Source organism: Pseudomonas sp. GW822-FHT06D10, from assembly GCF_058799535.1.
Window position 1 is genome coordinate 46,958 of the sequence record NZ_JBXALN010000010.1, and the last position, 21,656, is coordinate 68,613.

At 62.4% G+C, this 21,656-nt stretch carries 23 protein-coding genes; 17 read left to right on the forward strand and 6 right to left on the reverse strand.

Features of this window, described 5'->3' with window-relative positions; genetic code table 11:
* Nucleotides 1-17: 17 nt before the first annotated feature.
* Both AC1RL5_RS27575 and AC1RL5_RS27580 read right to left on the reverse strand, forming a co-directional pair.
* Complete coding sequence (locus AC1RL5_RS27575; RefSeq protein ID WP_011060134.1) at nt 18-344, reverse strand: hypothetical protein; 327 nt, start codon at nt 342-344, stop codon at nt 18-20.
* An 84-nt stretch (nt 345-428) separates the two neighbouring features.
* Nucleotides 429-1,646 carry an MFS transporter gene (locus tag AC1RL5_RS27580; protein ID WP_492589923.1) on the reverse strand — a complete coding sequence of 406 codons (1,218 nt, stop codon included), beginning with the start codon at nt 1,644-1,646 and terminating at the stop codon, nt 429-431.
* 211 nt (nt 1,647-1,857) lie between these two features.
* On the opposite strand from AC1RL5_RS27580, the gene AC1RL5_RS27585 reads away from it, so the two are divergent.
* A complete protein-coding gene (locus AC1RL5_RS27585) occupies nt 1,858-2,337 on the forward strand; it encodes a GNAT family N-acetyltransferase (RefSeq protein ID WP_011060136.1) in 480 nt (159 codons plus the stop codon).
* Nucleotides 2,338-2,429: 92 nt separating this feature from the next.
* Here AC1RL5_RS27585 and AC1RL5_RS27590 read toward each other — a convergent pair whose 3' ends face one another.
* Entirely contained in the window at nt 2,430-3,482 is a 1,053-nt protein-coding gene (locus tag AC1RL5_RS27590) for an NAD(P)-dependent alcohol dehydrogenase (protein ID WP_103406985.1), read from the reverse strand.
* Nucleotides 3,483-3,662: 180 nt separating this feature from the next.
* On the opposite strand from AC1RL5_RS27590, the gene AC1RL5_RS27595 reads away from it, so the two are divergent.
* Nucleotides 3,663-4,553, forward strand: a complete 891-nt coding sequence (locus tag AC1RL5_RS27595; RefSeq protein ID WP_011060138.1) for an AraC family transcriptional regulator — start codon at nt 3,663-3,665, stop codon at nt 4,551-4,553.
* A 168-nt stretch (nt 4,554-4,721) separates the two neighbouring features.
* On the opposite strand, the gene AC1RL5_RS27600 is transcribed toward AC1RL5_RS27595, so the two are convergent.
* Complete coding sequence (locus AC1RL5_RS27600; RefSeq protein ID WP_011060139.1) at nt 4,722-6,386, reverse strand: electron transfer flavoprotein-ubiquinone oxidoreductase; 1,665 nt, start codon at nt 6,384-6,386, stop codon at nt 4,722-4,724.
* Between the two features lie 549 nt (nt 6,387-6,935).
* Between AC1RL5_RS27600 and AC1RL5_RS27605 the strand changes: the two genes are divergently transcribed.
* The 14 genes from AC1RL5_RS27605 (at nt 6,936) to AC1RL5_RS27670 (ending at nt 18,511) form a co-directional block, all read left to right on the forward strand.
* The gene (locus tag AC1RL5_RS27605) at nt 6,936-7,685 is read left to right on the forward strand and encodes an electron transfer flavoprotein subunit beta/FixA family protein (RefSeq protein ID WP_015634720.1); all 750 of its coding nucleotides are present in this window, start codon (nt 6,936-6,938) and stop codon (nt 7,683-7,685) included.
* A gap of 2 nt (nt 7,686-7,687) precedes the next feature.
* Nucleotides 7,688-8,617: an electron transfer flavoprotein subunit alpha/FixB family protein gene (locus AC1RL5_RS27610; protein WP_011060141.1), complete on the forward strand. Its 930-nt coding sequence runs from the start codon at nt 7,688-7,690 to the stop codon at nt 8,615-8,617.
* Nucleotides 8,618-8,698: 81 nt separating this feature from the next.
* Nucleotides 8,699-9,523, forward strand: coding sequence for a substrate-binding periplasmic protein (locus tag AC1RL5_RS27615; protein WP_492589925.1), 825 nt, complete (start codon nt 8,699-8,701; stop codon nt 9,521-9,523).
* Nucleotides 9,524-9,532: 9 nt separating this feature from the next.
* Nucleotides 9,533-9,889, forward strand: coding sequence for a DUF4398 domain-containing protein (locus AC1RL5_RS27620; protein WP_011060143.1), 357 nt, complete (start codon nt 9,533-9,535; stop codon nt 9,887-9,889).
* A complete protein-coding gene (locus tag AC1RL5_RS27625; protein WP_011060144.1) occupies nt 9,886-10,698 on the forward strand; it encodes an OmpA family protein in 813 nt (270 codons plus the stop codon). The genes AC1RL5_RS27620 and AC1RL5_RS27625 overlap by 4 nt, the downstream gene beginning before the upstream one ends.
* A gap of 205 nt (nt 10,699-10,903) precedes the next feature.
* The gene (locus AC1RL5_RS27630) at nt 10,904-12,343 is read left to right on the forward strand and encodes an aminotransferase-like domain-containing protein (protein ID WP_492589927.1); all 1,440 of its coding nucleotides are present in this window, start codon (nt 10,904-10,906) and stop codon (nt 12,341-12,343) included.
* Between the two features lie 77 nt (nt 12,344-12,420).
* Nucleotides 12,421-12,921 (forward strand): translation initiation factor 2, encoded by a 501-nt coding sequence (locus tag AC1RL5_RS27635; RefSeq protein ID WP_072451729.1) that lies wholly within the window; start codon nt 12,421-12,423, stop codon nt 12,919-12,921.
* A 170-nt stretch (nt 12,922-13,091) separates the two neighbouring features.
* Nucleotides 13,092-13,346, forward strand: a complete 255-nt coding sequence (locus AC1RL5_RS27640) for a YkgJ family cysteine cluster protein (protein ID WP_011060147.1) — start codon at nt 13,092-13,094, stop codon at nt 13,344-13,346.
* Nucleotides 13,347-13,389: 43 nt separating this feature from the next.
* Nucleotides 13,390-13,998 carry an START domain-containing protein gene (locus AC1RL5_RS27645; protein ID WP_011060148.1) on the forward strand — a complete coding sequence of 203 codons (609 nt, stop codon included), beginning with the start codon at nt 13,390-13,392 and terminating at the stop codon, nt 13,996-13,998.
* Between the two features lie 143 nt (nt 13,999-14,141).
* Nucleotides 14,142-14,375, forward strand: a complete 234-nt coding sequence (locus tag AC1RL5_RS27650; protein ID WP_015634724.1) for a hypothetical protein — start codon at nt 14,142-14,144, stop codon at nt 14,373-14,375.
* Between the two features lie 212 nt (nt 14,376-14,587).
* On the forward strand, nt 14,588-14,929 hold the full coding sequence (locus AC1RL5_RS27655; protein WP_011060150.1) for a ribonuclease E inhibitor RraB: 342 nt from the start codon (nt 14,588-14,590) through the stop codon (nt 14,927-14,929).
* 440 nt (nt 14,930-15,369) lie between these two features.
* Nucleotides 15,370-16,779 (forward strand): circularly permuted type 2 ATP-grasp protein, encoded by a 1,410-nt coding sequence (locus AC1RL5_RS27660; protein ID WP_093406420.1) that lies wholly within the window; start codon nt 15,370-15,372, stop codon nt 16,777-16,779.
* A gap of 11 nt (nt 16,780-16,790) precedes the next feature.
* Complete coding sequence (locus AC1RL5_RS27665; RefSeq protein WP_011060152.1) at nt 16,791-17,741, forward strand: alpha-E domain-containing protein; 951 nt, start codon at nt 16,791-16,793, stop codon at nt 17,739-17,741.
* Nucleotides 17,738-18,511, forward strand: a complete 774-nt coding sequence (locus tag AC1RL5_RS27670; RefSeq protein ID WP_492589929.1) for a transglutaminase family protein — start codon at nt 17,738-17,740, stop codon at nt 18,509-18,511. The genes AC1RL5_RS27665 and AC1RL5_RS27670 overlap by 4 nt, the downstream gene beginning before the upstream one ends.
* Nucleotides 18,512-18,579: 68 nt before the next feature.
* Here AC1RL5_RS27670 and AC1RL5_RS27675 read toward each other — a convergent pair whose 3' ends face one another.
* Both AC1RL5_RS27675 and AC1RL5_RS27680 read right to left on the reverse strand, forming a co-directional pair.
* Entirely contained in the window at nt 18,580-19,386 is an 807-nt protein-coding gene (locus tag AC1RL5_RS27675; RefSeq protein WP_492589931.1) for a c-type cytochrome, read from the reverse strand.
* Entirely contained in the window at nt 19,383-19,832 is a 450-nt protein-coding gene (locus AC1RL5_RS27680; protein ID WP_011060155.1) for a rhodanese-like domain-containing protein, read from the reverse strand. Before AC1RL5_RS27680 ends, AC1RL5_RS27675 begins: the two co-directional genes overlap by 4 nt.
* A 609-nt stretch (nt 19,833-20,441) precedes the next feature.
* Between AC1RL5_RS27680 and AC1RL5_RS27685 the strand changes: the two genes are divergently transcribed.
* Entirely contained in the window at nt 20,442-21,647 is a 1,206-nt protein-coding gene (locus AC1RL5_RS27685; protein ID WP_011060156.1) for an acetyl-CoA C-acetyltransferase, read from the forward strand.
* Nucleotides 21,648-21,656 lie beyond the last annotated feature (9 nt).

Here is a 21,656-nt window from a genome sequence, read left to right on the forward strand (position 1 = left end):
CTGGATTGAACCGGCGGTTACTGGCTGCTGCCTTCAGAACCTGAGCCGCCGGTGGTGGTTTTCGAGCCGGTACCGGTCTTGCCACTGTCGGGTGTGCTGGAGTCCATGGTGCCGACACCGCCCTGGCGGCCGTTGTCGTTGCCCTGAATGCGCGGGTCGGTCCCGGTCGCCGGTGGCAATGAGCCTTCGTCCATGGCCGGTGGGTTGATGTTGATCTTCGGCGTGCCCTGGGTGGCCGGGGATTTCGGGCCTTCAACCGGGTTGGTCGGGCCGGTGGCGCCGGCCAGGGCAGCAGTGGACAGCAGCCCGGCCAGGGCCAGGGCGCAGAGTTGGACCTTGATCATGGTGTCGCCTCCATTCGTTAGAGTCGTTACCTGATATTGGTCCGCTGCCGGGGCCGGTTGGTGCCTGATGATCGACGAACGGTGTTATGCACCGGCTGCCATACGCCAGTGGCCCAGGCGCCGCCAGCCCAGGCGACCAAGGCTGATCAGCCAGTTCAGCAAGGCCACGCCGAGCACCGTGAACAGCAGCGCCTGGATGCCGGCTTCGACGATGATCCGCCCGGCCAGCCAGGGAAAACCGAAAACCCCGATGAAGTACGACAGGCTGAACAGCAGCAACGCCTGGGAGGTGCAGCCGGCTGGCGCTTCGTTGGCCGCCAGGCCGTTGATCACCGAGTAGGTCAGGCCATAGCCCACCCCCAGGGTCACGGCAGCCAGCAGGTAGCTGGCGCTGCTGTCGACAGCAAATAAAAAGAGCAGGATCGACACCAGCATCAGCCCCGAGAGCAGGCAGGCAGCACGATAGGGATCGCGCTTGACCACGACCCCGGCGATCAGCAGGCGGCTGGCGATGGCGGCGCTCATGAAGCCGAGGAAGAACAGCGAGTAGTCGACGCCGCGGGAGGGGCCGTAGCTGGTCTGGAAGCTCGACAGGCCGCCGAATACGCAACCTCCCAGGCCCACCATGAGAATCGGCCAGACGGCGCGGGAGGACAGCACCTGCGCGGTGCCAACCCAGGTGATGCCAGCCGCCGCGGTGCCCAGGTGGTTGGCCTGCTGGCGCAGCCGGCCGCCCAGCCGCCAGAAGATCAGCACACCCAGCAGGCTGGCACCGGCGGCGATCAGAAAGGCGCTGGCCAGTGGGTAGCCCAGGGCACTGGCCAGGCGCCCCAGCAAGGGGCCGGAGCCGATGCCGGTCATCATGCTGCCCGACAGCAATGCGAAGTAGCGGGCCCGTTGCGCGGGCTCCACCAGCATCGCCACGATGATCGGCCCCAGGGTATAGAACACCCCCCAGCCCAGGCCCAGGGTCAGGCCGAAGAACAGCAGGCCGGGGCCGACCCCCGGGGTCAGGGCAAAGCCCAGGCTGGCCACCGCCAGCAGGCAGCCGAACACTGCCACCGAGCGCGCGGCGCCGAGGCGGTCCGAGAGGTGCCCGGAGCCGATCACCGCAACGAAGGTGCTGAGCATGGCTGTGGAAATCACCGTGCCGGCATCGTGTTCATTGCCGCCACGGCTGCCGATCAGCAGCGACAGGAGAAAGGTCGAGCCGTAGGACAGCGACAGCAGATAGCTGCCCAGGCAGAACAGGCCGAATAACGGGGCCGAGACCCGGGACTGCTGCGGGGTGCACGCCGACATGAAAGTGCCTCTTTATGCTTGAAGTCATGCCGGGCTTTCTAACATGGCGCCTCCGGGTGTTTGTTGTGTTCCTGCAGGCCTCAGGGTTAGTCGGCAGCGGAGTAAGTGCCGTGCGCAAGGAACTGGGCCGGGGGGCTTGGCATAAATGGTCGTGCATGTATTTCTGCTGCCGTTCTAATATGGCCGCCTGATTCCAACAAGAGAGCCGTCGATGACCGTAGAAATCCGTCCTGCACTGCCCAGCGATGCCCCGCAGATTCTTGCGTTCATCACCGAACTTGCCGATTACGAGCGGGCCCGCCATGAAGTGATCGCCAGCGTCGCCGATATCGAGCGCAGCCTGTTCAGCGAGGGGGCCACGGCCCATGGCCTGATCTGCCTGCGCGAAGGCGTGCCGATCGGCTTTGCGGTGTTCTTCTTCAGTTATTCCACTTGGCTGGGCAGCAACTGCCTGTACCTGGAGGACCTTTACATCACTCCGGAACAACGGGGCGGCGGGGCGGGCAAGCAACTGCTGCGGCATCTGGCGCAGATCGCCTGTGACAATGATTGCGGGCGCTTCGAATGGAGCGTGCTGGAGTGGAACGAGCCGGCGATCCAGTTCTACAAGTCCCTGGGCGCCCAGCCTCAGGAGGAATGGGTCAAGTACCGCATGGATGGCGAAGTGCTGCGCGCCTTTGCTCGCGGCTGACGCCAGCTTGCTCGTGGAGGAGCCGGCGTGCCGACGAAGGCGCACGCCATCGGCGCCCCCGGCGACCAGCCATGCTTTGACGGTGTCGAGAATCAGCCTTTCAAGGTTGCCATGTCGATCACGAAGCGGTACTTCACGTCACCCTTGATCATGCGCTCATAGGCTTGATTGATCTGGCGGATGTCGAGCATTTCGATATCGCAGGTGATGCCGTGCTCGGCGCAGAAGTCCAGTACTTCCTGGGTCTCGGCAATGCCGCCGATCAGCGAGCCGGCCAGCACCCGGCGGCTCATCACCAGCTTGCCGGCATGCAGCGCCGGGTCCACCGGTTCGATCAGGCCCACCAGGATATGCACGCCATCGAAGCGCAGGGTGTCGAGGTAGGGGTTGAGGTCGTGGGGCACTGGGATGGTGTCCAGGAGAAAGTCGAAGTGCCCGGCCACCGACTGCATCTGCGCCACGTCGGTGGATACGATCACATGGTCGGCACCCTGGCGGCGGGCTTCTTCGGCCTTGCTCGCGGAGCGGGTGAACAGGGTCACTTCGGCGCCCAGGGCCTTGGCGAACTTGATGCCCATGTGGCCCAGGCCGCCCATGCCGAGAATCCCCACCTTGTCACCGGGCTTGACTCCGTAATGCTTGAGTGGCGAGTAGGTGGTGATGCCGGCGCAGAGGATTGGCGCAGCGCTGGCCAAGTCGAGTTTCTCCGGAATGCGCACCACAAAGTGCTCGCTGACCACGATGCTGTCGGAGTAGCCGCCCATGGTGTTGCTGCCATCGACCCGGTCCGGGGTGGCGTAGGTCATGGTCGGGCCTTGCAGGCAGTATTGCTCCAGGTCGGCGGCGCAGGCCTCGCAGTGGCGGCAGGAATCCACCATGCAACCGACGCCCACCAGGTCGCCGACCTTGTGCTTGCTGACGTTGGTGCCGACGGCTGTGACCTTGCCGACGATCTCGTGGCCCGGCATCAGCGGGTACACGGCGATGCCCCATTCGTTGCGGGCCTGGTGGATATCGGAGTGGCAGACGCCGCAGTAGAGGATCTCGATGGCGACGTCGTCCGCACGCGGACTGCGGCGCTGGAAGCTCATGGGGGCGAGGGGAGTGGTGGCCGATTGGGCGGCATAACCGATGGCGGTGTACATGGTGGACCTCGCAAAAGCATTGACGATTGAGGCGTGGCATTCTCGGCGCCGGGCCCTGGGCCAACCATGGCGATTCCTCGGCATGTCATGCCTATTCCTCCGGCATTGGCGGTTTTCACGCGGCATTGGCGTACAGACCTGCGATGATGTTTTCGTCCCTTTTTCCGTGAAGTTTTCCCCATGCTGCTGACCCGCCATCTGGACGCCAACGCCACCCTGGTCTCGCTGATCCAGCCCCTTGCCAGCCGTGACGGTTTCGTTGCCACCGCCTTGCCCGGGGTCCAGGTGCTGCGGGCCAGTTGCGACGTGGCGCGGGGCCCGCAGATCTATGAGCCGAGCCTGATGATCATTGCCCAGGGCAGCAAGCTGGCCTACCTGGGCACGCGAACCCTGGAGTACGGTGCCGGGCATTACCTGATCCAGGCCCTGTCGGTGCCCTTCGAGTGCGAAACCTTCGCCTTGCCCGATGCGCCGCTGCTGGGGGTTTCCATCGCCATCGACCGGGCGGTGTTGAGCGAGCTGGTGCTGGCCATGGGCGTCACCGAAGGCCGGGCGGCTTCGGCGCAGACCCTGGAGTCGATGACCTCGGCTGTGCTCGACGACGCCATGCGTGGTTGCGTGGAACGCCTGTTGCGCTGCCTGCACGATCCTCTGGAGTGCAAGGTCATGGGCCCTTCACGGGTGCGCGAGTTGCTCTTTGCCGCTTTGCGCGGGCCCCAGGCCGATGCGCTGCGGGCACTGGTGGAGCAGCAGGGTCAGTTCGCCCGGGTTGCGGCTTCGCTCAATCACCTGCACGAGCACTACACCGAGCCGTTGAACGTCGAGACCCTGGCCCGCTGTGCCAACATGAGCACCTCGACCTTCCACGAGCATTTCAAGCGCAGCACCCTGCTGTCGCCGGTGCAGTACCTCAAGCGCCTGCGCCTGCTCAAGGCCCAGCAGTTGCTGCTGGGAGAGGGGCTGGGCGTGGCCCAGGTGGCTCATCGGGTGGGGTATCAAAGCACTTCGCAGTTCAGTCGCGAGTACAAGCGCTACTTCGAACGCAACCCGGGCGAAGAACGCGCCGCTTGAAAACATCGCCCCCCTTGTAGGAGCTGGCTTGCCAGCGAATGCGCCCTGGGCCGGAGCAAGGCTTGGGGGGCGCTTCGCCGGCAAGCCGGCTCCTACAGGTGGCGGTGTCGCTGAATCTCGGGCATGAAAAAGGCCCCCATAAAGGGGGCCTTCTTTTATCGCACCGGCTTACATGTTCGGGTAAGTCGGGCCGCCGGCGCCTTCCGGAGTGACCCAGGTAATGTTCTGGGCCGGGTCCTTGATGTCGCAAGTCTTGCAGTGCACGCAGTTCTGCGCGTTGATCTGGAAGCGCTTCTCGCCATCTTCCTGGGTGATCACCTCATACACGCCGGCCGGGCAGTAACGCTGGGCAGGTTCGTCGTACAGCGGCAGGTTGCGGCTCAGCGGGATGCTCGGGTCGGTCAGCTTCAGGTGGCAAGGCTGTTCTTCTTCATGGTTGGTGCCGGAGATGAACACCGAGCTCAACTTGTCGAAGCTGAGTTTGCCGTCGGGTTTCGGATAGTCGATCTTCACGCAGTCCTTGGCCAGCTTCAGGCAGGCGTAGTCCGGCTTGGTGTCGTGTAGGGTGAACGGCAGTTTGCCGCCGAAGATATTCTGGTCCATCCAGTTGAAGCCCGCGCCGATGATCGGGCCGAACTTGTGCATGGCCGGGCCGAAGTTGCGGCTGGCGAACAGCTCTTCATACAGCCAGCTGGCCTTGAACGAATCGACGTAGCTCTTGAGTTCGTCGGCGCCTTCGGAACCGGCGAACAGCGAGTCGGCTACCGCATCGGCGGCCAGCATGCCGGACTTCATGGCGGTGTGGCTGCCCTTGATCTTGGCGAAGTTCAGGGTGCCAAGGTCGCAGCCGATCAGCGCGCCACCCTTGAACACCATCTTCGGCAGCGAGTTCAGGCCGCCCTTGCAGATGGCGCGAGCGCCGTAGCTGACGCGCTTGCCGCCTTCCAGGTACTGCTTGAGCACCGGGTGATGCTTGAGGCGCTGGAACTCGTCGAACGGCGACAGGTAAGTGTTGGCGTAGGACAGGTCGACGATCAGGCCCACTACTACCTGGTTGTTTTCCAGGTGATAGAGGAAGGAGCCGCCAGTGTTCTCGTTGCTCATGATGTCCAGCGGCCAGCCGGCGGTGTGCACCACCAGGCCAGGCTGGTGCTTGGCCGGGTCGATCTCCCAGATTTCCTTGAGGCCGATGCCGTAGTGCTGGGCGTCGGCGTCGCTGTCCAGGTTGAACTGCTTGATCAGTTGCTTGCCGATATGGCCACGGCAGCCTTCGGCGAACAGGGTGTATTTGCCGCGCAGTTCCATGCCGGGGGTGTACATGCCCTCTTTCGGCTGGCCTTCACGGTCGACACCCATGTCGCCGGTAAGAATCCCGCGCACTACGCCGTTTTCGTCGATCAGGGCTTCCTGGGCGGCAAAGCCCGGGTAGATTTCCACGCCCAGGTTCTCGGCCTGCTGGGCCAGCCAGCGGCACAGATTGCCCAGGGAAATGATGTAGTTGCCTTCGTTGTGCATGGTCTTGGGCACAAAGAAGTCTGGAACCTTGGTGGAGGTTTCGCCGCTGCGCAGGACGTAGATGTCGTCGCGGGTGACCGGGGTGTTGAGCGGGGCGCCCAGTTCCTTCCAGTCCGGGAACAATTCATTCAGGGCCCGTGGTTCGAACACGGCACCGGAAAGGATGTGAGCACCGACTTCGGAGCCTTTTTCAACCACGCAGACGCTGATTTCCTTCCCGGCTTCAGCGGCCTTCTGCTTAAGGCGGCAAGCGGCGGACAAGCCTGCGGGGCCGGCACCGACGATGACCACGTCGAATTCCATGTATTCGCGTTCCACTAGGCTATCTCCTACTCAAGGCTCAACGGTTTTTTCTAATTGGAGGTTTGGCGTTGCATCCCCGCTTTCTCCCATCGCGCATGGGGGGGAGAAGGGGAGGACGGCCGACCTTTCTCTCTGGGCGGCGCATTATATCTACACCACTCTCAGCGTCCAATACAAACGTTTGTTTGAATTGGACGCAGCCCAGATAAATCAAAGAAGCGCGGCTTATAAACGGCTATTTTGCCGTATTGACCGGAAAAGGCGTTCCGGTCAAGATACGGTCGGTTTTGCGCTCGCCGTAGGCTGACTGTTGGTTTCAAGAGCACCTCTAAAGACAGGGCAAAGGCAGTAAAGGTGACGCGCGCGCAGCTTGAAAGTGCGCAGTCTACACGCCGCGATAATGAATGACTCGTCGGTCACCACTGACGAACGGTCATCACCCCGTGAGCAAGGTCAACCTTTTTGTGCGCCAGCGTTTTTGGAGGTGCCCTTGTGCCGATGAGCATCAACCGCCAGGTTCTCGCCTAGGCGACTTTCTTTTCACCGGAGAGTAACGAGGAATCCATGAAGGTTCTTGTAGCTGTCAAACGAGTGGTCGACTATAACGTCAAGGTTCGCGTCAAAGCGGACAACTCCGGCGTCGACCTCGCCAACGTCAAGATGTCGATGAACCCTTTCTGCGAAATCGCAGTGGAAGAAGCCGTACGCCTGAAAGAGAAAGGTGTAGCGACTGAAATCGTCGTCGTCTCCATCGGTCCTGCTACTGCTCAAGAGCAACTGCGTACCGCCCTGGCACTGGGTGCCGATCGCGCGATCCTCGTCGAGTCCGCTGAAGAGTTGAACTCCCTGGCCGTGGCCAAGCTGCTCAAGGCCGTGGTCGACAAGGAACAGCCACAGCTGGTGATCCTCGGCAAACAGGCCATCGATAGCGACAACAACCAGACCGGCCAGATGCTGGCAGCCCTGAGCGGCTACGCTCAAGGCACCTTCGCCTCCAAGGTCGAAGTGTCCGGCGACAAGGTCAACGTCACCCGTGAAATCGACGGCGGCCTGCAGACCGTTGCGCTGAACCTGCCAGCCATCGTCACCACCGACCTGCGTTTGAACGAGCCGCGCTACGCGTCTCTGCCAAACATCATGAAAGCCAAGAAGAAGCCGCTTGAAACGCTGACTCCTGATGCTTTGGGCGTTTCCACCGCCTCCACCAACAAGACCCTGAAAGTCGAAGCGCCGGCTGCACGCAGCGCGGGCATCAAGGTCAAGTCGGTGGCTGAACTGGTCGAGAAACTGAAAAACGAAGCGAAGGTAATCTGATCATGACTATCTTGGTAATCGCCGAACACGATAACAAGGCGCTGGCTCCGGCCACCCTGAACACCGTTGCCGCCGCCGCCAAAATCGGTGGTGACGTGCATGTACTGGTAGCCGGCCAGGGCGTTGGCGCCGTGGCTGAAGCCGCGGCCAAGATCGCTGGCGTGGCCAAAGTGCTGGTGGCCGACAACGCCGCCTACGCTCACCAACTGCCGGAAAACGTTGCGCCGCTGGTGGCCGAACTGGGCGCTGGCTACAGCCACATCCTGGCAGCCGCTACTTCCAACGGCAAAAACATCCTGCCGCGGGTTGCCGCTCAGCTGGACGTTGACCAGATCTCCGAAATCATCTCGGTAGAAAGCGCTGATACCTTCAAGCGTCCGATCTATGCCGGTAACGCCATCGCTACCGTGCAGTCCTCGGCTGCCGTAAAAGTCATCACCGTACGTGCCACCGGTTTCGACGCCGTTGCCGCTGAAGGTGGTTCGGCTGCAGTCGAAACCGTGGGCGCCGCTCACGATGCCGGCAAGTCGAGCTTCGTTGGCGAAGAACTGGCCAAGTCCGATCGCCCTGAACTGACCGCAGCCAAGATCGTCGTTTCCGGCGGCCGCGGCATGCAGAACGGCGACAACTTCAAGCACCTGTATGCCCTGGCCGACAAGCTGGGCGCTGCTGTCGGCGCGTCCCGCGCTGCGGTGGACGCAGGTTTTGTGCCCAACGACATGCAGGTCGGCCAGACCGGCAAGATCGTTGCGCCACAGCTGTACATCGCCGTCGGTATCTCCGGCGCGATCCAGCACCTGGCGGGCATGAAGGACTCCAAAGTGATCGTCGCGATCAACAAGGACGAAGAAGCGCCAATCTTCCAGGTAGCCGACTACGGCCTGGTCGCGGACTTGTTCGAAGCCGTACCTGAGTTGGAGAAGCTGGTCTAATCCGGCGTCTTCACTTATAAAGAGCCCGGCCTTTTGGCCGGGTTTTTTTATGTGTGTTTTTTGCCGGGGGAGGGTTTCGCCATGGATCTGCGCCGCATGAGTGGCTGGCCAGTGCTGTTGGGCCTGACGTTGTTGCCATCGTTGTCGATGGCAGCGGGCAAGTGCGAGCGTCTGGTGGTCACTGGCAGTCCCGATGCACCGCCTTACCTGTGGCGTGACCCTCAGGACCCCAAGCACTTGATGGGTGCCAGCGCCGACCTGCTGCTGCAGGTGGCCGGGGAGCTGGGGCTGAAGGTCGAGGTGCTGTATGCCGGCAAGCGCTCCGAGGCGCTGGACGAGGTACGCACCGGGCGCATGGACCTGCTCGCCGATGCACCGCTGACCTTCAATGAGCTGGAATCGCTGGACTACATCCACCCGGCGCTGGTGCAGAACGACTATCTGGTCTGGACCCGCAAGGATTCGACTCTCAGTTACACCCAGCCGGGAGACCTGGCAGGCCATCCCGGCGCCATGTCGGAAAAGGCCCGGCTGACTCAGCCCTTTGTCGCCATGGCCAAGGAGCATCTGCAACTCAAGCGCCTGCCGAATCTGACCCAGGTCTTCCAGACCTTGCTCCTGGGGGAGGTGGACTATGTGCTGGCGCCTCGCTACGCAGGCATGGCCATGGCCCAGACCCTGGGCATGACGGCGGATCTGGCGGCGTTTCCCCAGCCCATCGACAAACCGGGGCTGTTCCTTGCGCTGTCCCATAACTCCGCCTGCAATGACCCATGGTTGCGCGGACAGTTGGCCAAAAAGATGACAGAATTGCCCGCGTCCGGTCTGACGGAGACCTTGCTGCAGCGCAATTTGGAGCGCTGGAAGGCCCAGTTGCAGCAACCCGTCAGCAGCCCAAAACAGTAGGAATCTTGTGTGACTATTCGACCTCTTTTCGCCGCCATGGCTGTTCTCGCCCTGGCGGGTTGTGCAACCGATCCGGCGCCCATCGAGCAGATGCGCCTCACCGCGCAGACGCTGGAGCAGGCCAAGGCCGTGGGGGCTTCTGCCGAGGACATGCCCGAGTTGAAACTGGCCGAAGACAAGTTCTCCCGGGCGCAGGGCAACATGCAGGATGAGTCCTACAAGAAAGCGCGGATGCGCGCCGAACAGGCCGAACTGGATGCGCGCCTGGCCGAAGCCAAGGTCCTGACCCGCAAGAGCCAGGAACAGGTGAATGCACTCAATACCCGCATCACTCGCCTGCGCAAGCAACTGGGAGATGCCCAATGAATCTGTCTACCCGGATCATCGGCAGTGCAGTGCTCCTGGCATGCGCCGGACTCTATGGCTGCGCTGGCCAGCACAGCGAAGAAGCCCTGCAGCAGGCCAGTAACGACTTCCAGAAGGTCAAGGAAGACTCCAACGTGCTGCGTATCGCGCCCAAGGACGTGATCCGTGCCGGGGAGTCCCTGGCACGTGCCGATCGCCTCTCCACCTATTGGGGCAGCGGTGGCGATGTGGAGCATTACGCTTACCTGAGTCGGCGCTACAGCGAAATCGCCCGTGAGCATACCGAACAGGCACTCAACAACGAGCGTGCGGCCAAGCTCGAGCTGGAGCGCCAGCGCCTGCAACTGGCCCTGCGCGAAGCCAAGTTGCTCAGCGTGCAGCAGCAGGGCAAATGGCTGGAAGAACAGATCATCAGCCTGGCCACCACCCAGACCGATCGCGGTCTGGTGATGACTCTGGGGGACGTGCTGTTCGATACCGGCGAAGCGGAACTGAAGAACTCGGCGAACCGCACTGTGCTCAAGGTGGTGCAGTTCCTCCAGTTGAACCCCAAGCGCGTGGTGCGCATCGAGGGTTACACCGACAACACCGGCGAGCGCCAGAGCAATCTGCAGTTGTCCAAGGACCGCGCCCAAGCCGTGGCGGATGTGCTGGTGGACCTGGGTATCGATGAAAAACGCATCCAGGTCGAAGGCTATGGCGACGACTATCCGGTGGAGGCCAATGCTTCCGAGCGGGGAAGGGCGCAGAACCGTCGGGTAGAGATCGTGTTCTCCGACGAAAAAGGCCAGTTGGGCGCTTCTCGCTGAAGCTGCGCCAGTGCCACGGAAAAACCCGACGCCTTGCCCGCGTCGGGTTTTTTTATGCCTGCCAAGAGGTTCACAAAAACCCTACAGTTATGCTTTTCACTGCCCCGTGTCCTCGACTATTGTAGAAACTGTCCCAGTACACTTCTAAACTGTGCCGGTATTGTTTCACACAAGAATAAAACGCCGTGAAATCGAGTGCTGCGCCATGACCAATCTCTTGCTCTATCAACGTATCGCTCAGCAACTGGCTGAGGATATTCGCCGTGGTGTCTACCAGCCGGGGGAGCGCGTACCGTCGGTACGCAAGATGAGCTCGCAGCTCAATGTCAGCCACGCCACGGTACTCCAGGCCTACGCCAACCTCGAAGACCAGGGGCTGATTCGCGCGCGCCCGCAGTCGGGCTACTACGTGCACCAGACGCCGGCGCTGACCGCGCCAACGCCGGATATCGCCCGGGTCGAGCGCCCGGGGCTGGTGACCCGCAGCAGCATCATTCAGCAGGTGCTGGTGGAGTCCCGTCGCGAAGGTGTGTTTCCGTTGGGGGCCGCAGTGCCCAGCGTTGACTATCTGCCAGTACGGGCGCTGCACCAGCAGTTGGCCAAGGTCACCCGGTTCCACAGCCCCCGGGCATTCAGTTACATGTTTAGCCCGGGCTTCGAGCCACTGCGGCGTCAGGTGGCCATTCGCATGCGCGATGCCGGGGTGGTGGTCGACCCGTCGGAAGTGGTGATCACCCACGGCTGCGTCGATGCCCTGCAGATGTCATTGCGGGTACTGACCCGGCCCGGGGACCTGATTGCTGCGGAGTCGCCGACCTACTACGGCCTGCTGCAACTGGCGGACTTGCTGGGGCTCAAGGTCATCGAGATTCCCAGTGATCCGTCCACCGGCATGAGCCTGGAAGCCCTGCAACTGGCGGCCAACCAATGGTCGATCAAGGCCCTGGCGCTGACCACACGCCTGAGCAATCCCCTGGGTGGCACCATGCCCGAGGAGCGGCAGAAGCAGTTGCTGCGCCTGGCATCGGATTTCGATATCCAGGTGGTCGAGGACGATATCTATGGCGAGTTGATGTTCGAGGTGGGGCGTACCAAGGCCCTCAAGGCCTATGACCGCCTGGATCGGGTGATCTACTGTTCGAGCTTCTCCAAGACCCTGTCTCCCGGCGTGCGCATCGGCTGGATGATTGCCGGCAAGTACCAGCAGGAGATCCAGCGCCTGCAGACCTTCAGCACCCATTCAGCGTGCAGCGTGACCCAGATGGGGGTTGCGGCCTACCTGGAAAACGGCGGTTATGACCGGCATTTACGGTACATCCGCCAGGAATACCGGAAGAATCTCAGCGCCTTTCAGCTGGCGGTGCAGCAGTACTTCCCTGAGGGCACGCAGATCACCCGGCCCAACGGGGGCTTCATTCTCTGGGTCAGCCTGCCGGGGCGGGTCAACACCCAGGAGCTTCATGTGCGAGCCTTGCAGCAGGGCATCAGCATCGCCCCGGGGCTGATCTTCAGCAACACCGAGCAGTTCAACCACTGTGTGCGGCTCAATTGCGGTACGCCCTGGAATCGCGAGGCCGAGCGGGCCCTGATGACTTTGGGAATGCTTGCCAGCCAGTTGTGCCAGGAGGCGGCGGGCGGATTTTAATCAGTGTGGCCCTGTGCTTGTCATGGGGCCTGCAACAAGCGAGCATAGAGGACCTTTTGTCGATCTACCTGTCTTTCATGAAAGCCTTTCTACCTGCCCTCTGGTTAAGTGTCTGTCTGTTGGGAACCGCCTTCATGGCTCCTGTCCAGGCGGCTTCCTCCCAGGACAAGCCGGCTGCGGGGGCGGTCCACGCCACTAAGGCGGCCCCTGCCAAGAAGGCTCCGGCCAGCAAGGCCAAGCCTTCGGCCAGTGCCAGCAAGAGCAAGTCCGCGGCGAAGAAGGCGCCCGTCAAGCCCAAGTCCAAATGGGCCTATCAGGACATCAAGACACCGTTGCCCAGTGCCAAGGTGGACTTGAGCCTGCCGCCGGAAATGGTCAAGCACCTGCAGCCGGTGGGCAGTGTGCCGCTACCCAAGCGCGAGCCGCTGCTGCCGCAGATGTTTGGCGAGAAGCCCAAGGAAAGTAGCCCGTTCCAGCTCAACGGCCGCTTGCTCAGCAATGAAATGCAATTGCAGCTGCGCAACGAGGAACGTCGGGATATCGAAGGCGCGGCCCTGGATTTCGAGTTCAAGCAGTAAATTCTTCATCCTCTTCTGTGACGGGTTGGCTCGACACTTTGTCGGAGACTGATCAGTCACGCACGGTTGTGCGTCAAATCCGTTCTTTGAGTAATTTTAAACGGCTGTTTTAGCGGTTACTCTTGGCGGGCGTCATTCAACACTCAGCTTGTCGCAAGGAGCTTTTCCTCATGAACTGCCGTGAAGGTTGTGGCGCCTGCTGCATCGCCCCTTCCATCAGCACCCCGATTCCCGGAATGCCCCAGGGCAAGCCGGCGGGAGAACGTTGCCTGCATCTTTCTGTCGAACACCTGTGCGGGCTGTTCGGCCTGCCGGAGCGGCCGGCGGTGTGTGGGGCGTTCCTGGCGGATCCCGAGGTGTGTGGCGAAAGCCGCGAAGAAGCCATCCGCCTGATTGGCTGGTGGGAACAAGTGACCGCGGCATAGAGTGTTCTCAATGAACGGAACTTCAACAATAAGGAATAAGACAATGGGTTCGCTGCAACGAATGGCTGTGCTCTGTGGTTTAACCGTGCTGTTGTCGGCAACGGCCCACGCCGAAGACTGGCAAACCGCCAAGGATGAAGACGGCATCAAGGTCTCCTTGAGTGAAGTGGCCGGCTCCAAATACAAGGCCTACCGTGGTGTGACCACCATGAAGACCTCCATCGCCAAGCTCCGCGCGCTTCAGGAGGACGTGGCGGGCGCCTGCTCCTGGATCCACGAGTGCAAGACCCAGAAGCTGCTCAAGCACGAGGGCGATCAAAGCTGGACCTACACCCAGTTCAACACCCCGTGGCCAGTCACTGCCCGTGACTCGGTGCTGCATATCACTACCAGCGAAGCGGCCGACGGTAGCCTGACCCGCAAACTGGAGGGCGTGCCCACCTACATCCCTGAAGAGAAAGGCTTCGTGCGGGTGGCCCAGGTCGAGGGCTACTGGAAGTTCGTACCCAAAGGCGCCGACCAGGTGGAAGTGACTTACCAGGTGCACACCGAGCCGGGTGGCAGCGTGCCGTCCTGGCTGGCCAACAAGTTCGTGGTGGATGCGCCGTTCAACACCCTGAAGGCACTCAAGGCTCGCGCCGAAAAGCCTTGATCGGCTGAGTTTTGCCAGCATTATCAGGGCCGCCTTCGGGCGGCCTTGTCATTGATGTGTTCCGGCAGCGCGGTGGAACGATTGCCCGTTGCTCAGGGTCGAGATGTTGTCAGCCCACTCATGGGGCTATCGAGGAGGCACTGATGCAAAAGTGGCAAGTCACTTTCGTTGACGATCATGGTGTCCAGTCCGTCGAGCATTTCGACTGCGACCAGCAACCGACGATGGAACGTGCCGCACAACTGGTGCGGGCCAAGTTGTTGCCAGTGAGTGCCGAACTGGACCTGAACGATCTGGACGGGCGCACCGAGGATCCCACCCTCAAGAGCCTGAAAGAACAGAACAGCATTCAGATTCTCAGTATCACGCCGATCTAGAGAGGGTAGAGCGCGCTTCGCAGCAATTTCTGGCGACGTCCAGAGCAAGGCGCTAATCTGCAAACGAGATCAGCGAATTCTTCGCTAGGCTCTGATCTTGTCAGCTCCATGCTTGTTTCCTGACGACCCGCCCCGGGTCGTGATGCCGGTCCCTTTGGCCTGCGGTTCGGGAAACACGGAAAGTCTATCCATCGGTTTGAGGAGGACGTTTCATGAGCACAGCCGTTCAAGAAGACATCAGCAGCAGTGTGCTGCGCCGCATGAAAGAAGGCGGTTTCGACTTTTCACGATTCCATCCCATCGAGTTCTACGCCATTTTTCCGGATGAGGAGCGGGCACGCAGGGCGGCAGGACATTTTCGCGGTGAATCCTTGAATGCCCAGGTCAGCGTGCGTGACGACGGCGCCTGGTACCTGGAACTGAGCAAGGTGATGTACGCCACCTATGGCGGCATCGGGGATTTTGAACAGGACTTCGAGGCGGTGGTCGAGCCCCTGGGCGGCATCATTGAGGGCTGGGGAGTGAAACAGGAGATCCGTGGACGGCTGGTATAGCCTGCGCTAGATATACCGAGACAGACAATTGGCTGGCCCCTGGGCCGGCCAATTGTGTTTTCGGGGCCCGCACAAGGTAAAAAAAAGCCACCCGAGAGGGTGGCTAAAAGGGAAGACCGGTCAGGAGAGGGAACCGGTCGGGAGAGCCCGGACCCGGTTGTCATCGGCGTCATCAAGGTTGCAGCAGCGACTTCATCAGGCTTGGCGAAGTGTTTGCTCGATAGGCGCGATTATCCCCAGCGGCCAGCGGGCAGTGAAATCAACTCTGACTATGCTGGTGATAGCCAAGACCGATGCCAGCCATGGCCGGGGCAGGGGCGGTCCGCATGCATCGGTTATGCGGGCATCGGCCTTGGGCTGCAACGGACTGATTTTGGGGCGCTTGTGCCGAAGGCACAGGGCTGGCGAAGCCCGGGTGTGCAGGTGACAGGGAGTACGGCATGAACCACAGCGCTGTTGATGAAATGCATGGGGCCGACGGCCAGGTTCGCGAGCATTACCGCGAGTTCGCCCGCTGGCTGGCCAATACCCCCGACGAACTCCTGGCCCGCCGCCGTCGCGAGGCCGACCTGCTGTTCCACCGTGCCGGCATCACCTTTACCCTGTACGGCGATGAGCAGGGCACCGAGCGGCTGATTCCCTTCGACACCATTCCCCGCATCATCCCGGCCCGGGAATGGCGGATCATCGAACAAGGGTGCATCCAGCGGGTACGGGCGCTGAACCTGTTTCTGGCCGATCTCTACCACCAGCAACGAATCATCCGCGCCGGGATCATTCCCGCCGAGCAGGTCCTGGCCAATCAGCAGTACCAGCTGGCCATGCAGGGCCTGGACCTGCACGGTGATGTCTATGCCCATGTCTGCGGAGTTGATCTGGTACGCGACGGCGGCGGCCGCTACTGCGTGCTCGAGGACAACCTGCGCACCCCCAGCGGCGTCAGCTACATGCTCGAAGACCGCAAGATGATGATGCGCCTGTTTCCCGAGCTGTTCGCCGCCCAGCGCATCGCCCCCATCGACCATTACCCGAACCTGTTGCTCGATACTCTGAAAAGCTCCAGCCCCCTGGACAATCCGACGGTGGTGGTACTGACCCCGGGGCGCTTCAACAGCGCATTTTTCGAGCATGCGTTCCTGGCTCGGGAGATGGGAGTGGAGCTGGTGGAAGGTGCCGACCTGTTCGTGCGTGACGACCGGGTGTTCATGCGCACCACCGCCGGCCCGCAGGCGGTGGATGTGATCTACCGTCGTCTCGACGATGCCTTCCTCGACCCCCTGGCGTTCAACCCCGATTCCCTGCTCGGCGTGCCCGGCCTGTTGGCAGCCTACCGCTCGGGCACTGTGGTACTGGCCAACGCCATCGGCACCGGGGTGGCCGATGACAAGTCGGTGTACCCCTATGTCACCGAGATGATCCGCTTCTACCTGGACGAAGAGCCGATTCTGCAGAACGTGCCGACCTGGCAGTGCCGCCGGCCCGCCGAGTTGTCCCATGTGCTGGCCAACCTGGCGCAACTGGTGGTCAAGGAAACCCAGGGTTCCGGCGGCTACGGCATGCTGGTGGGGCCGGCGGCCACGGCGGCGCAGATCGAGGAGTTCCGCGTACGGATCAAGGCCCGGCCCGAGGCGTACATCGCCCAACCAACCCTGGCGCTGTCCACCTGCCCGACCTTTGTCGAAAGCGGCATCGCCCCGCGGCATATCGATCTGCGGCCCTTTGTCCTTTCTGGTGGTGAAACCCGTGTGGTGCCCGGTGGTCTTACCCGTGTGGCCCTGCGTGAAGGTTCGTTGGTGGTGAATTCCTCACAGGGCGGCGGGACCAAGGACACTTGGGTGGTCGAGGATTAAGGAAGCCTGCCATGTTGAGTCGAACCGCTTCGGACCTGTACTGGATGTCACGCTACCTGGAGCGCGCGGAAAACCTGGCGCGGATGCTCGATGTCAGCTATTCCCTGTCGCTGATGCCCCAGGACGGGCGCGGCGATGGCCTGCACGAGCTGGCCATGCCACTGCTGATCACCGGCACCCTGGAGGATTACCACGCCCGCCACCAGGCCTTGCACGCCGAGCAGCTATTGCAGTTCTTCGCCCTGGACCCGGCCAACCCCGCCAGTATCTACAGTTGCCTGGGATCGGCCCGGGCCTGTGCCCATGCCGTACGCGGGCGGATCACCGCCGACATGTGGGAAAACGTCAATGCCACCTGGCTGGACATCCACCAGATCGCCAGCCAGGGCCTCAGTGCCTATGGCATGAACCGCTTCTGCGAATGGATCAAGGAGCGCTCCCATCTGTTTCGTGGCGCCTCCTACGGCACCATCATGCGCAACGACGCCTTTCGCTTTATCCGCCTGGGAACCTTCATCGAGCGCGCCGACAACACCCTGCGCCTGCTGGACGCACGCTACGAGATGGCCGGCGACCAGGCCGATGCGGTGTGCGACGGCACCGCCCATGCCTATTACCAGTGGAGTGCGTTGCTGCGGGCCTTGTCTTCCTTCGAGGCCTACACCGAGGTCTATCGCGAGGCCCCCGGCGCCCGGCATGTGGCCGAGCTGCTGTTGTTGCGCGCCGACGTGCCGCGCTCGCTGCGGGCCTGTACCGAGGAGATCGACCAGATCCTCGCCAGCCTGCCCGGCGACAACGGGCGCCCGGCCCAGCGTCTGGCGGCGCAGATGGATGCACGCCTGCGCTACATCGGTATCGATCAGATTCTCGACGAAGGCCTGCACGCCTGGCTGACCGACTTCATCCCCCTGGTGCGCCAGTTGGGCAACGCGATTCACCGCTCTTATCTGGAGGCGGCATGAGACTGTCCGTGAGCCATGAAACCACCTATCGCTACGCCGATCCGTTAGGCGCCAGCATCCAGTACCTGCGCCTGACACCCCATGACAGCGAGCGCCAGCAAGTGCTCTGCTGGCAGCTGGATCTGCCACGACCGGTGCGTGCGCAACGGGACCCCTTCGGCAACATCCTGCACGTACTGACCCTGGACGAGCCCCACGAAGCGGTGATCATCGGCGCCCGTGGCCAAGTGGATATCGATGAGCTGCGCGAGGCCGAGCATGAATGCCAGTCGCCCTTGCCATTCCTGCGTTTCACCAGCCTGACCGAGGCGGATGCGCAGTTGCGCGAGTTCGCCGGCCGGCAATGCGCAAGGCGGCGTGATCGCACAGGGTTGATCGACCTGATGCTTGGGCTGCACCAGCTCATGGCCTACACGCCTGGGGCAACGGACGTGGCCACCAGTGCGGCGCAGGCTTTCGCCGGGCGCGCCGGGGTCTGCCAGGACCACACCCACGCCTTCCTTGCCTGTGCCCGTAGCCTGGGCGTTCCGGCACGTTTTGTTTCCGGTTATCTGTACCGCGAGGACAGCGGGCAATTACTTGGCCACGCCTGGGCCGAAGCCTGGCTGGAAGGCGCCTGGTACAGCTTCGATGTGACCCACCAACTGGCGCGGCCCGAGCGCCACCTCAAGCTGGCGGTGGGCCTGGACTACCTGGATGCCTGCCCGGTGCGCGGCATGCACCGGGGCGCCGCCGGTGAGCAGATGCACGCCAGGGTGCTCCAGCAGTAACACGCGTTTTCGCTAGGAGCCGGCTGCCGGCGAAGGTGCCAGAGGTGGCAAAGGCGATGTCACAAGGCTCAGGGAACCTGCTTGCGCCCCGCCATATGCCTGAGATACCCCAGCAGCAGGTCCAGCTCCTGATCCGGCAGCACGTTGTTGTTGAACCCGGGCATCTTCGCCTGGGGCCAGCGCCTCATGCTTTGCGGATCGCGGATATAGCGCTTGAGGAAATCGCCGCTGAAATACTCGGTGGGGCTGTAGGGGATATTCAGGTCCGGACCGAACTGTGAATCGCCGGCACCGTTGAGCCGGTGGCAGGCCAGGCAGTTTTTCTGGAACAGGGCAAAGCCCTGGTTGATCGGATCGGTGGCCGCCAACTGCGGATCCGGAAGCAGGGTCGGGAAGCGCTGCGCCACTGGCTCCAGGCGCTGGATGCGCGCCACCTGGAACGGCCATTGCTCCGGGCTGATATGCCCGGCGGCAGGGTCGGTCCACACCAGATAGAAAGGCCCGGCGCTGGGTTTGTCGGCAGCCAGCGCAGGCCAGGGCCGGCTCGGGTCCTCCACGGCCAGCCAGGCCTGGGCGCCCTGGCGTTCAAGCAGCGGCGCGGCGCTGAGCTCCGCGGCAAAGCCGTCCAGGGCCACGGCTTGAAGATGGTCTTCGGCCTTCAGGCCCTTGAGCAGGGTCGCCATGGGCACGGCGCGGTACTGCATGTCGCGCTTGTAGGACACATCGTCCTTGATGGTAATGGTCTGGGCCTGGGGGTGCCTTAGCAGTTCTTCGGTCTGCCAGGGGTGGCTGGCGGAGCCCAGGTCGATCAGCAGTTGCGCGGCGTGCAGCGGGCTGCTCAGCAGCAGGGCAGCGCCAAGGAGGAATACTTTCAATTGATGGCCGTCGGGTCGTCGTCAGTGGGTTCGTCGCCGGGAAGCACGTCGTCCGGTCGCGACACATGGTCGAACAGGGCGTCCCGGAGCTCTTCGTAGTTGCCGCCGTTCACGATACCGAAATAGCCGTGCTTGACCAGCGTGTCTTCGGCTTCAAGGGCGTGCTGGTTGGTGTCGCTGTAGATCACCACGGTGGCGTTTGGGTCCAGCACCACTTTGCGCAACTGATAGGCCAGGCCCTCGGCGCTGATGCCGGTGCCATCCTCCAGTTCGAGATTGACCTGCAGCGAGTTGTGCACATTGCCGGCGGCAAAGTCGCTCTCGTTGCGCAGATCGAGGATCAACGCTCCATCATTGATTTCGTCCACCGCGCGGTTGACGTCGATGATTCCGGCGTGAGCGTGAAAGGCGCTCAGGAGTGTGGCGAGTGCAATCCAATGGCGCATGAGTCTTCCCCTTGGTGTTCCTCAGGAAGACTGGCACACAAGTCCGGGCCCCGGTAGGAACCGGGGACAATTTTCCGTCTCGTTGATCGAGCAGCCACAGATCAGCCGATCACTTTGGTGAGATTCGGCAAGATCAACAGCAGTGTGGTTGCGAAAAGAATGAGCCCCGCCTGACGTACTTTCGAATGCTTGAACATGGCTGAATGCCTTTTGTTGTTATTCCTGAGCGTCAATGCATGCCGGTGGGTGAACTCCATTACGAGTCACTATGAACCGGCTATGTGTCCTTTTTCTTACTTGCCCCAGTGCAGAATCCGTCTGGAACTTCCTACAGTTTCTACCTTAGGGGCCTTGAATCCTCTGGCTTAGATCCAATTCATATGAATTTATATTTCTGATTTATTAAAAGGCTATATATCGGCCCGGGCGTGCCTTGGCCGCCCTCTGGCTAGACAGCTCGCGACCCTTCATCGGCAGAGCCCTTAGCTGCCTACCGTTCGTCTGAGCGTCGGCGTCAAGGCGGCTGAGCGCATCGGTCATTGAATCCGACGCTGCCGCGCCTAAGGTGGGAGCTCGACATTTTCCCCTGCACAGCGGTTCGAGGACGTCATGACCCAAGCTTTGATATTCGATGCGTTACGCACGCCCCGCGGCAAAGGCAAGGCCGATGGCGCCCTGCACAGCGTGAAACCGGTGAACCTGGCCGCGGGCCTGTTGCGCGCCCTGCAGCAGCGCTGCGAGCTGGACACCAGCCAGGTGGACGACGTGGTCCTGGGCTGTGTGACGCCGATCGGTGATCAGGGCGCCGATATCGCCAAGACCGCGGTCCAGGCTGCGGATTGGGACGTAAGCGTGGCCGGGGTGCAGATCAATCGCTTCTGCGCTTCCGGGTTGGAGGCAGTCAACCTGGGGGCGATGAAGGTGCGTTCCGGGTTCGAGGAACTGGTGGTGGTTGGCGGCGTCGAGTCCATGTCGCGGGTGCCCATGGGCAGCGACGGCGGGGCCTGGGTGCTGGACCCGGAGACCAACCTGCACAGCCATTTCACCCCCCAGGGGATTGGCGCCGACCTGATCGCGACCCTGGAAGGCTTCTCCCGGGAGGACGTCGACCGCTTCGCCCTGCACTCCCAGCAGAAGGCCGCCCGCGCCCGGGCTGGCGGGGCCTTTGCCAAATCCCTGGTGCCGGTGCAGGACCAGAACGGCATCGTGCTGCTGGACCATGACGAGTTCATTCGCGCCGATTCGACCCTGGAGGGCCTGGGCAAGCTCAAGCCGAGTTTCGAGATGATGGGGCAGATGGGCTTCGATGCCACGGCGCTACGGGTCTACAGCCATGTGGAGCGGATCGACCATGTGCATACCCCCGGCAACAGCTCGGGCATCGTCGACGGCGCGGCGCTGATGCTGATCGGCTCCGAAGCCAAGGGCCGCGAGCTGGGGCTCAAGCCCCGGGCGCGGATCGTGGCCACGGCGGTCACCAGCACCGACCCCACCATCATGCTCACCGGCCCGGCGCCGGCCACCCGCAAGGCCCTGGCCAAGGCCGGGCTGCGGGTCGAGGACATCGACCTGTTCGAAGTCAATGAAGCCTTCGCCTCGGTGGTGCTCAAGTTCATCAAGGACATGGCCATCGACCCGGCCAAGGTCAATGTCAACGGCGGCTCCATCGCCATGGGCCACCCGTTGGGGGCCACCGGCTGCGCGATCCTCGGCACCTTGCTCGATGAGTTGGAAACCCGGCGCCAGCGCTATGGCCTGGCAACCCTCTGTGTCGGCGGCGGCATGGGTATCGCCACCATCATCGAACGCCTCTGAGCCCCGACT

Coding starts and splice junctions, on each gene's coding strand:
- AC1RL5_RS27630 (WP_492589927.1), top strand. CDS start 10,904: ATGACCAATCTCTTGCTCTATCAACGTATCGCTCAGCAACTGGCTGAG.
- AC1RL5_RS27580 (WP_492589923.1), bottom strand. CDS start 1,646: ATGTCGGCGTGCACCCCGCAGCAGTCCCGGGTCTCGGCCCCGTTATTC.
- AC1RL5_RS27615 (WP_492589925.1), top strand. CDS start 8,699: ATGGATCTGCGCCGCATGAGTGGCTGGCCAGTGCTGTTGGGCCTGACG.
- AC1RL5_RS27665 (WP_011060152.1), top strand. CDS start 16,791: ATGTTGAGTCGAACCGCTTCGGACCTGTACTGGATGTCACGCTACCTG.
- AC1RL5_RS27680 (WP_011060155.1), bottom strand. CDS start 19,832: ATGCGCCATTGGATTGCACTCGCCACACTCCTGAGCGCCTTTCACGCT.
- AC1RL5_RS27590 (WP_103406985.1), bottom strand. CDS start 3,482: ATGTACACCGCCATCGGTTATGCCGCCCAATCGGCCACCACTCCCCTC.
- AC1RL5_RS27645 (WP_011060148.1), top strand. CDS start 13,390: ATGGGTTCGCTGCAACGAATGGCTGTGCTCTGTGGTTTAACCGTGCTG.
- AC1RL5_RS27605 (WP_015634720.1), top strand. CDS start 6,936: ATGAAGGTTCTTGTAGCTGTCAAACGAGTGGTCGACTATAACGTCAAG.
- AC1RL5_RS27575 (WP_011060134.1), bottom strand. CDS start 344: ATGATCAAGGTCCAACTCTGCGCCCTGGCCCTGGCCGGGCTGCTGTCC.
- AC1RL5_RS27685 (WP_011060156.1), top strand. CDS start 20,442: ATGACCCAAGCTTTGATATTCGATGCGTTACGCACGCCCCGCGGCAAA.
- AC1RL5_RS27585 (WP_011060136.1), top strand. CDS start 1,858: ATGACCGTAGAAATCCGTCCTGCACTGCCCAGCGATGCCCCGCAGATT.
- AC1RL5_RS27670 (WP_492589929.1), top strand. CDS start 17,738: ATGAGACTGTCCGTGAGCCATGAAACCACCTATCGCTACGCCGATCCG.
- AC1RL5_RS27660 (WP_093406420.1), top strand. CDS start 15,370: ATGAACCACAGCGCTGTTGATGAAATGCATGGGGCCGACGGCCAGGTT.
- AC1RL5_RS27635 (WP_072451729.1), top strand. CDS start 12,421: ATGAAAGCCTTTCTACCTGCCCTCTGGTTAAGTGTCTGTCTGTTGGGA.
- AC1RL5_RS27595 (WP_011060138.1), top strand. CDS start 3,663: ATGCTGCTGACCCGCCATCTGGACGCCAACGCCACCCTGGTCTCGCTG.
- AC1RL5_RS27650 (WP_015634724.1), top strand. CDS start 14,142: ATGCAAAAGTGGCAAGTCACTTTCGTTGACGATCATGGTGTCCAGTCC.
- AC1RL5_RS27625 (WP_011060144.1), top strand. CDS start 9,886: ATGAATCTGTCTACCCGGATCATCGGCAGTGCAGTGCTCCTGGCATGC.
- AC1RL5_RS27655 (WP_011060150.1), top strand. CDS start 14,588: ATGAGCACAGCCGTTCAAGAAGACATCAGCAGCAGTGTGCTGCGCCGC.
- AC1RL5_RS27640 (WP_011060147.1), top strand. CDS start 13,092: ATGAACTGCCGTGAAGGTTGTGGCGCCTGCTGCATCGCCCCTTCCATC.
- AC1RL5_RS27610 (WP_011060141.1), top strand. CDS start 7,688: ATGACTATCTTGGTAATCGCCGAACACGATAACAAGGCGCTGGCTCCG.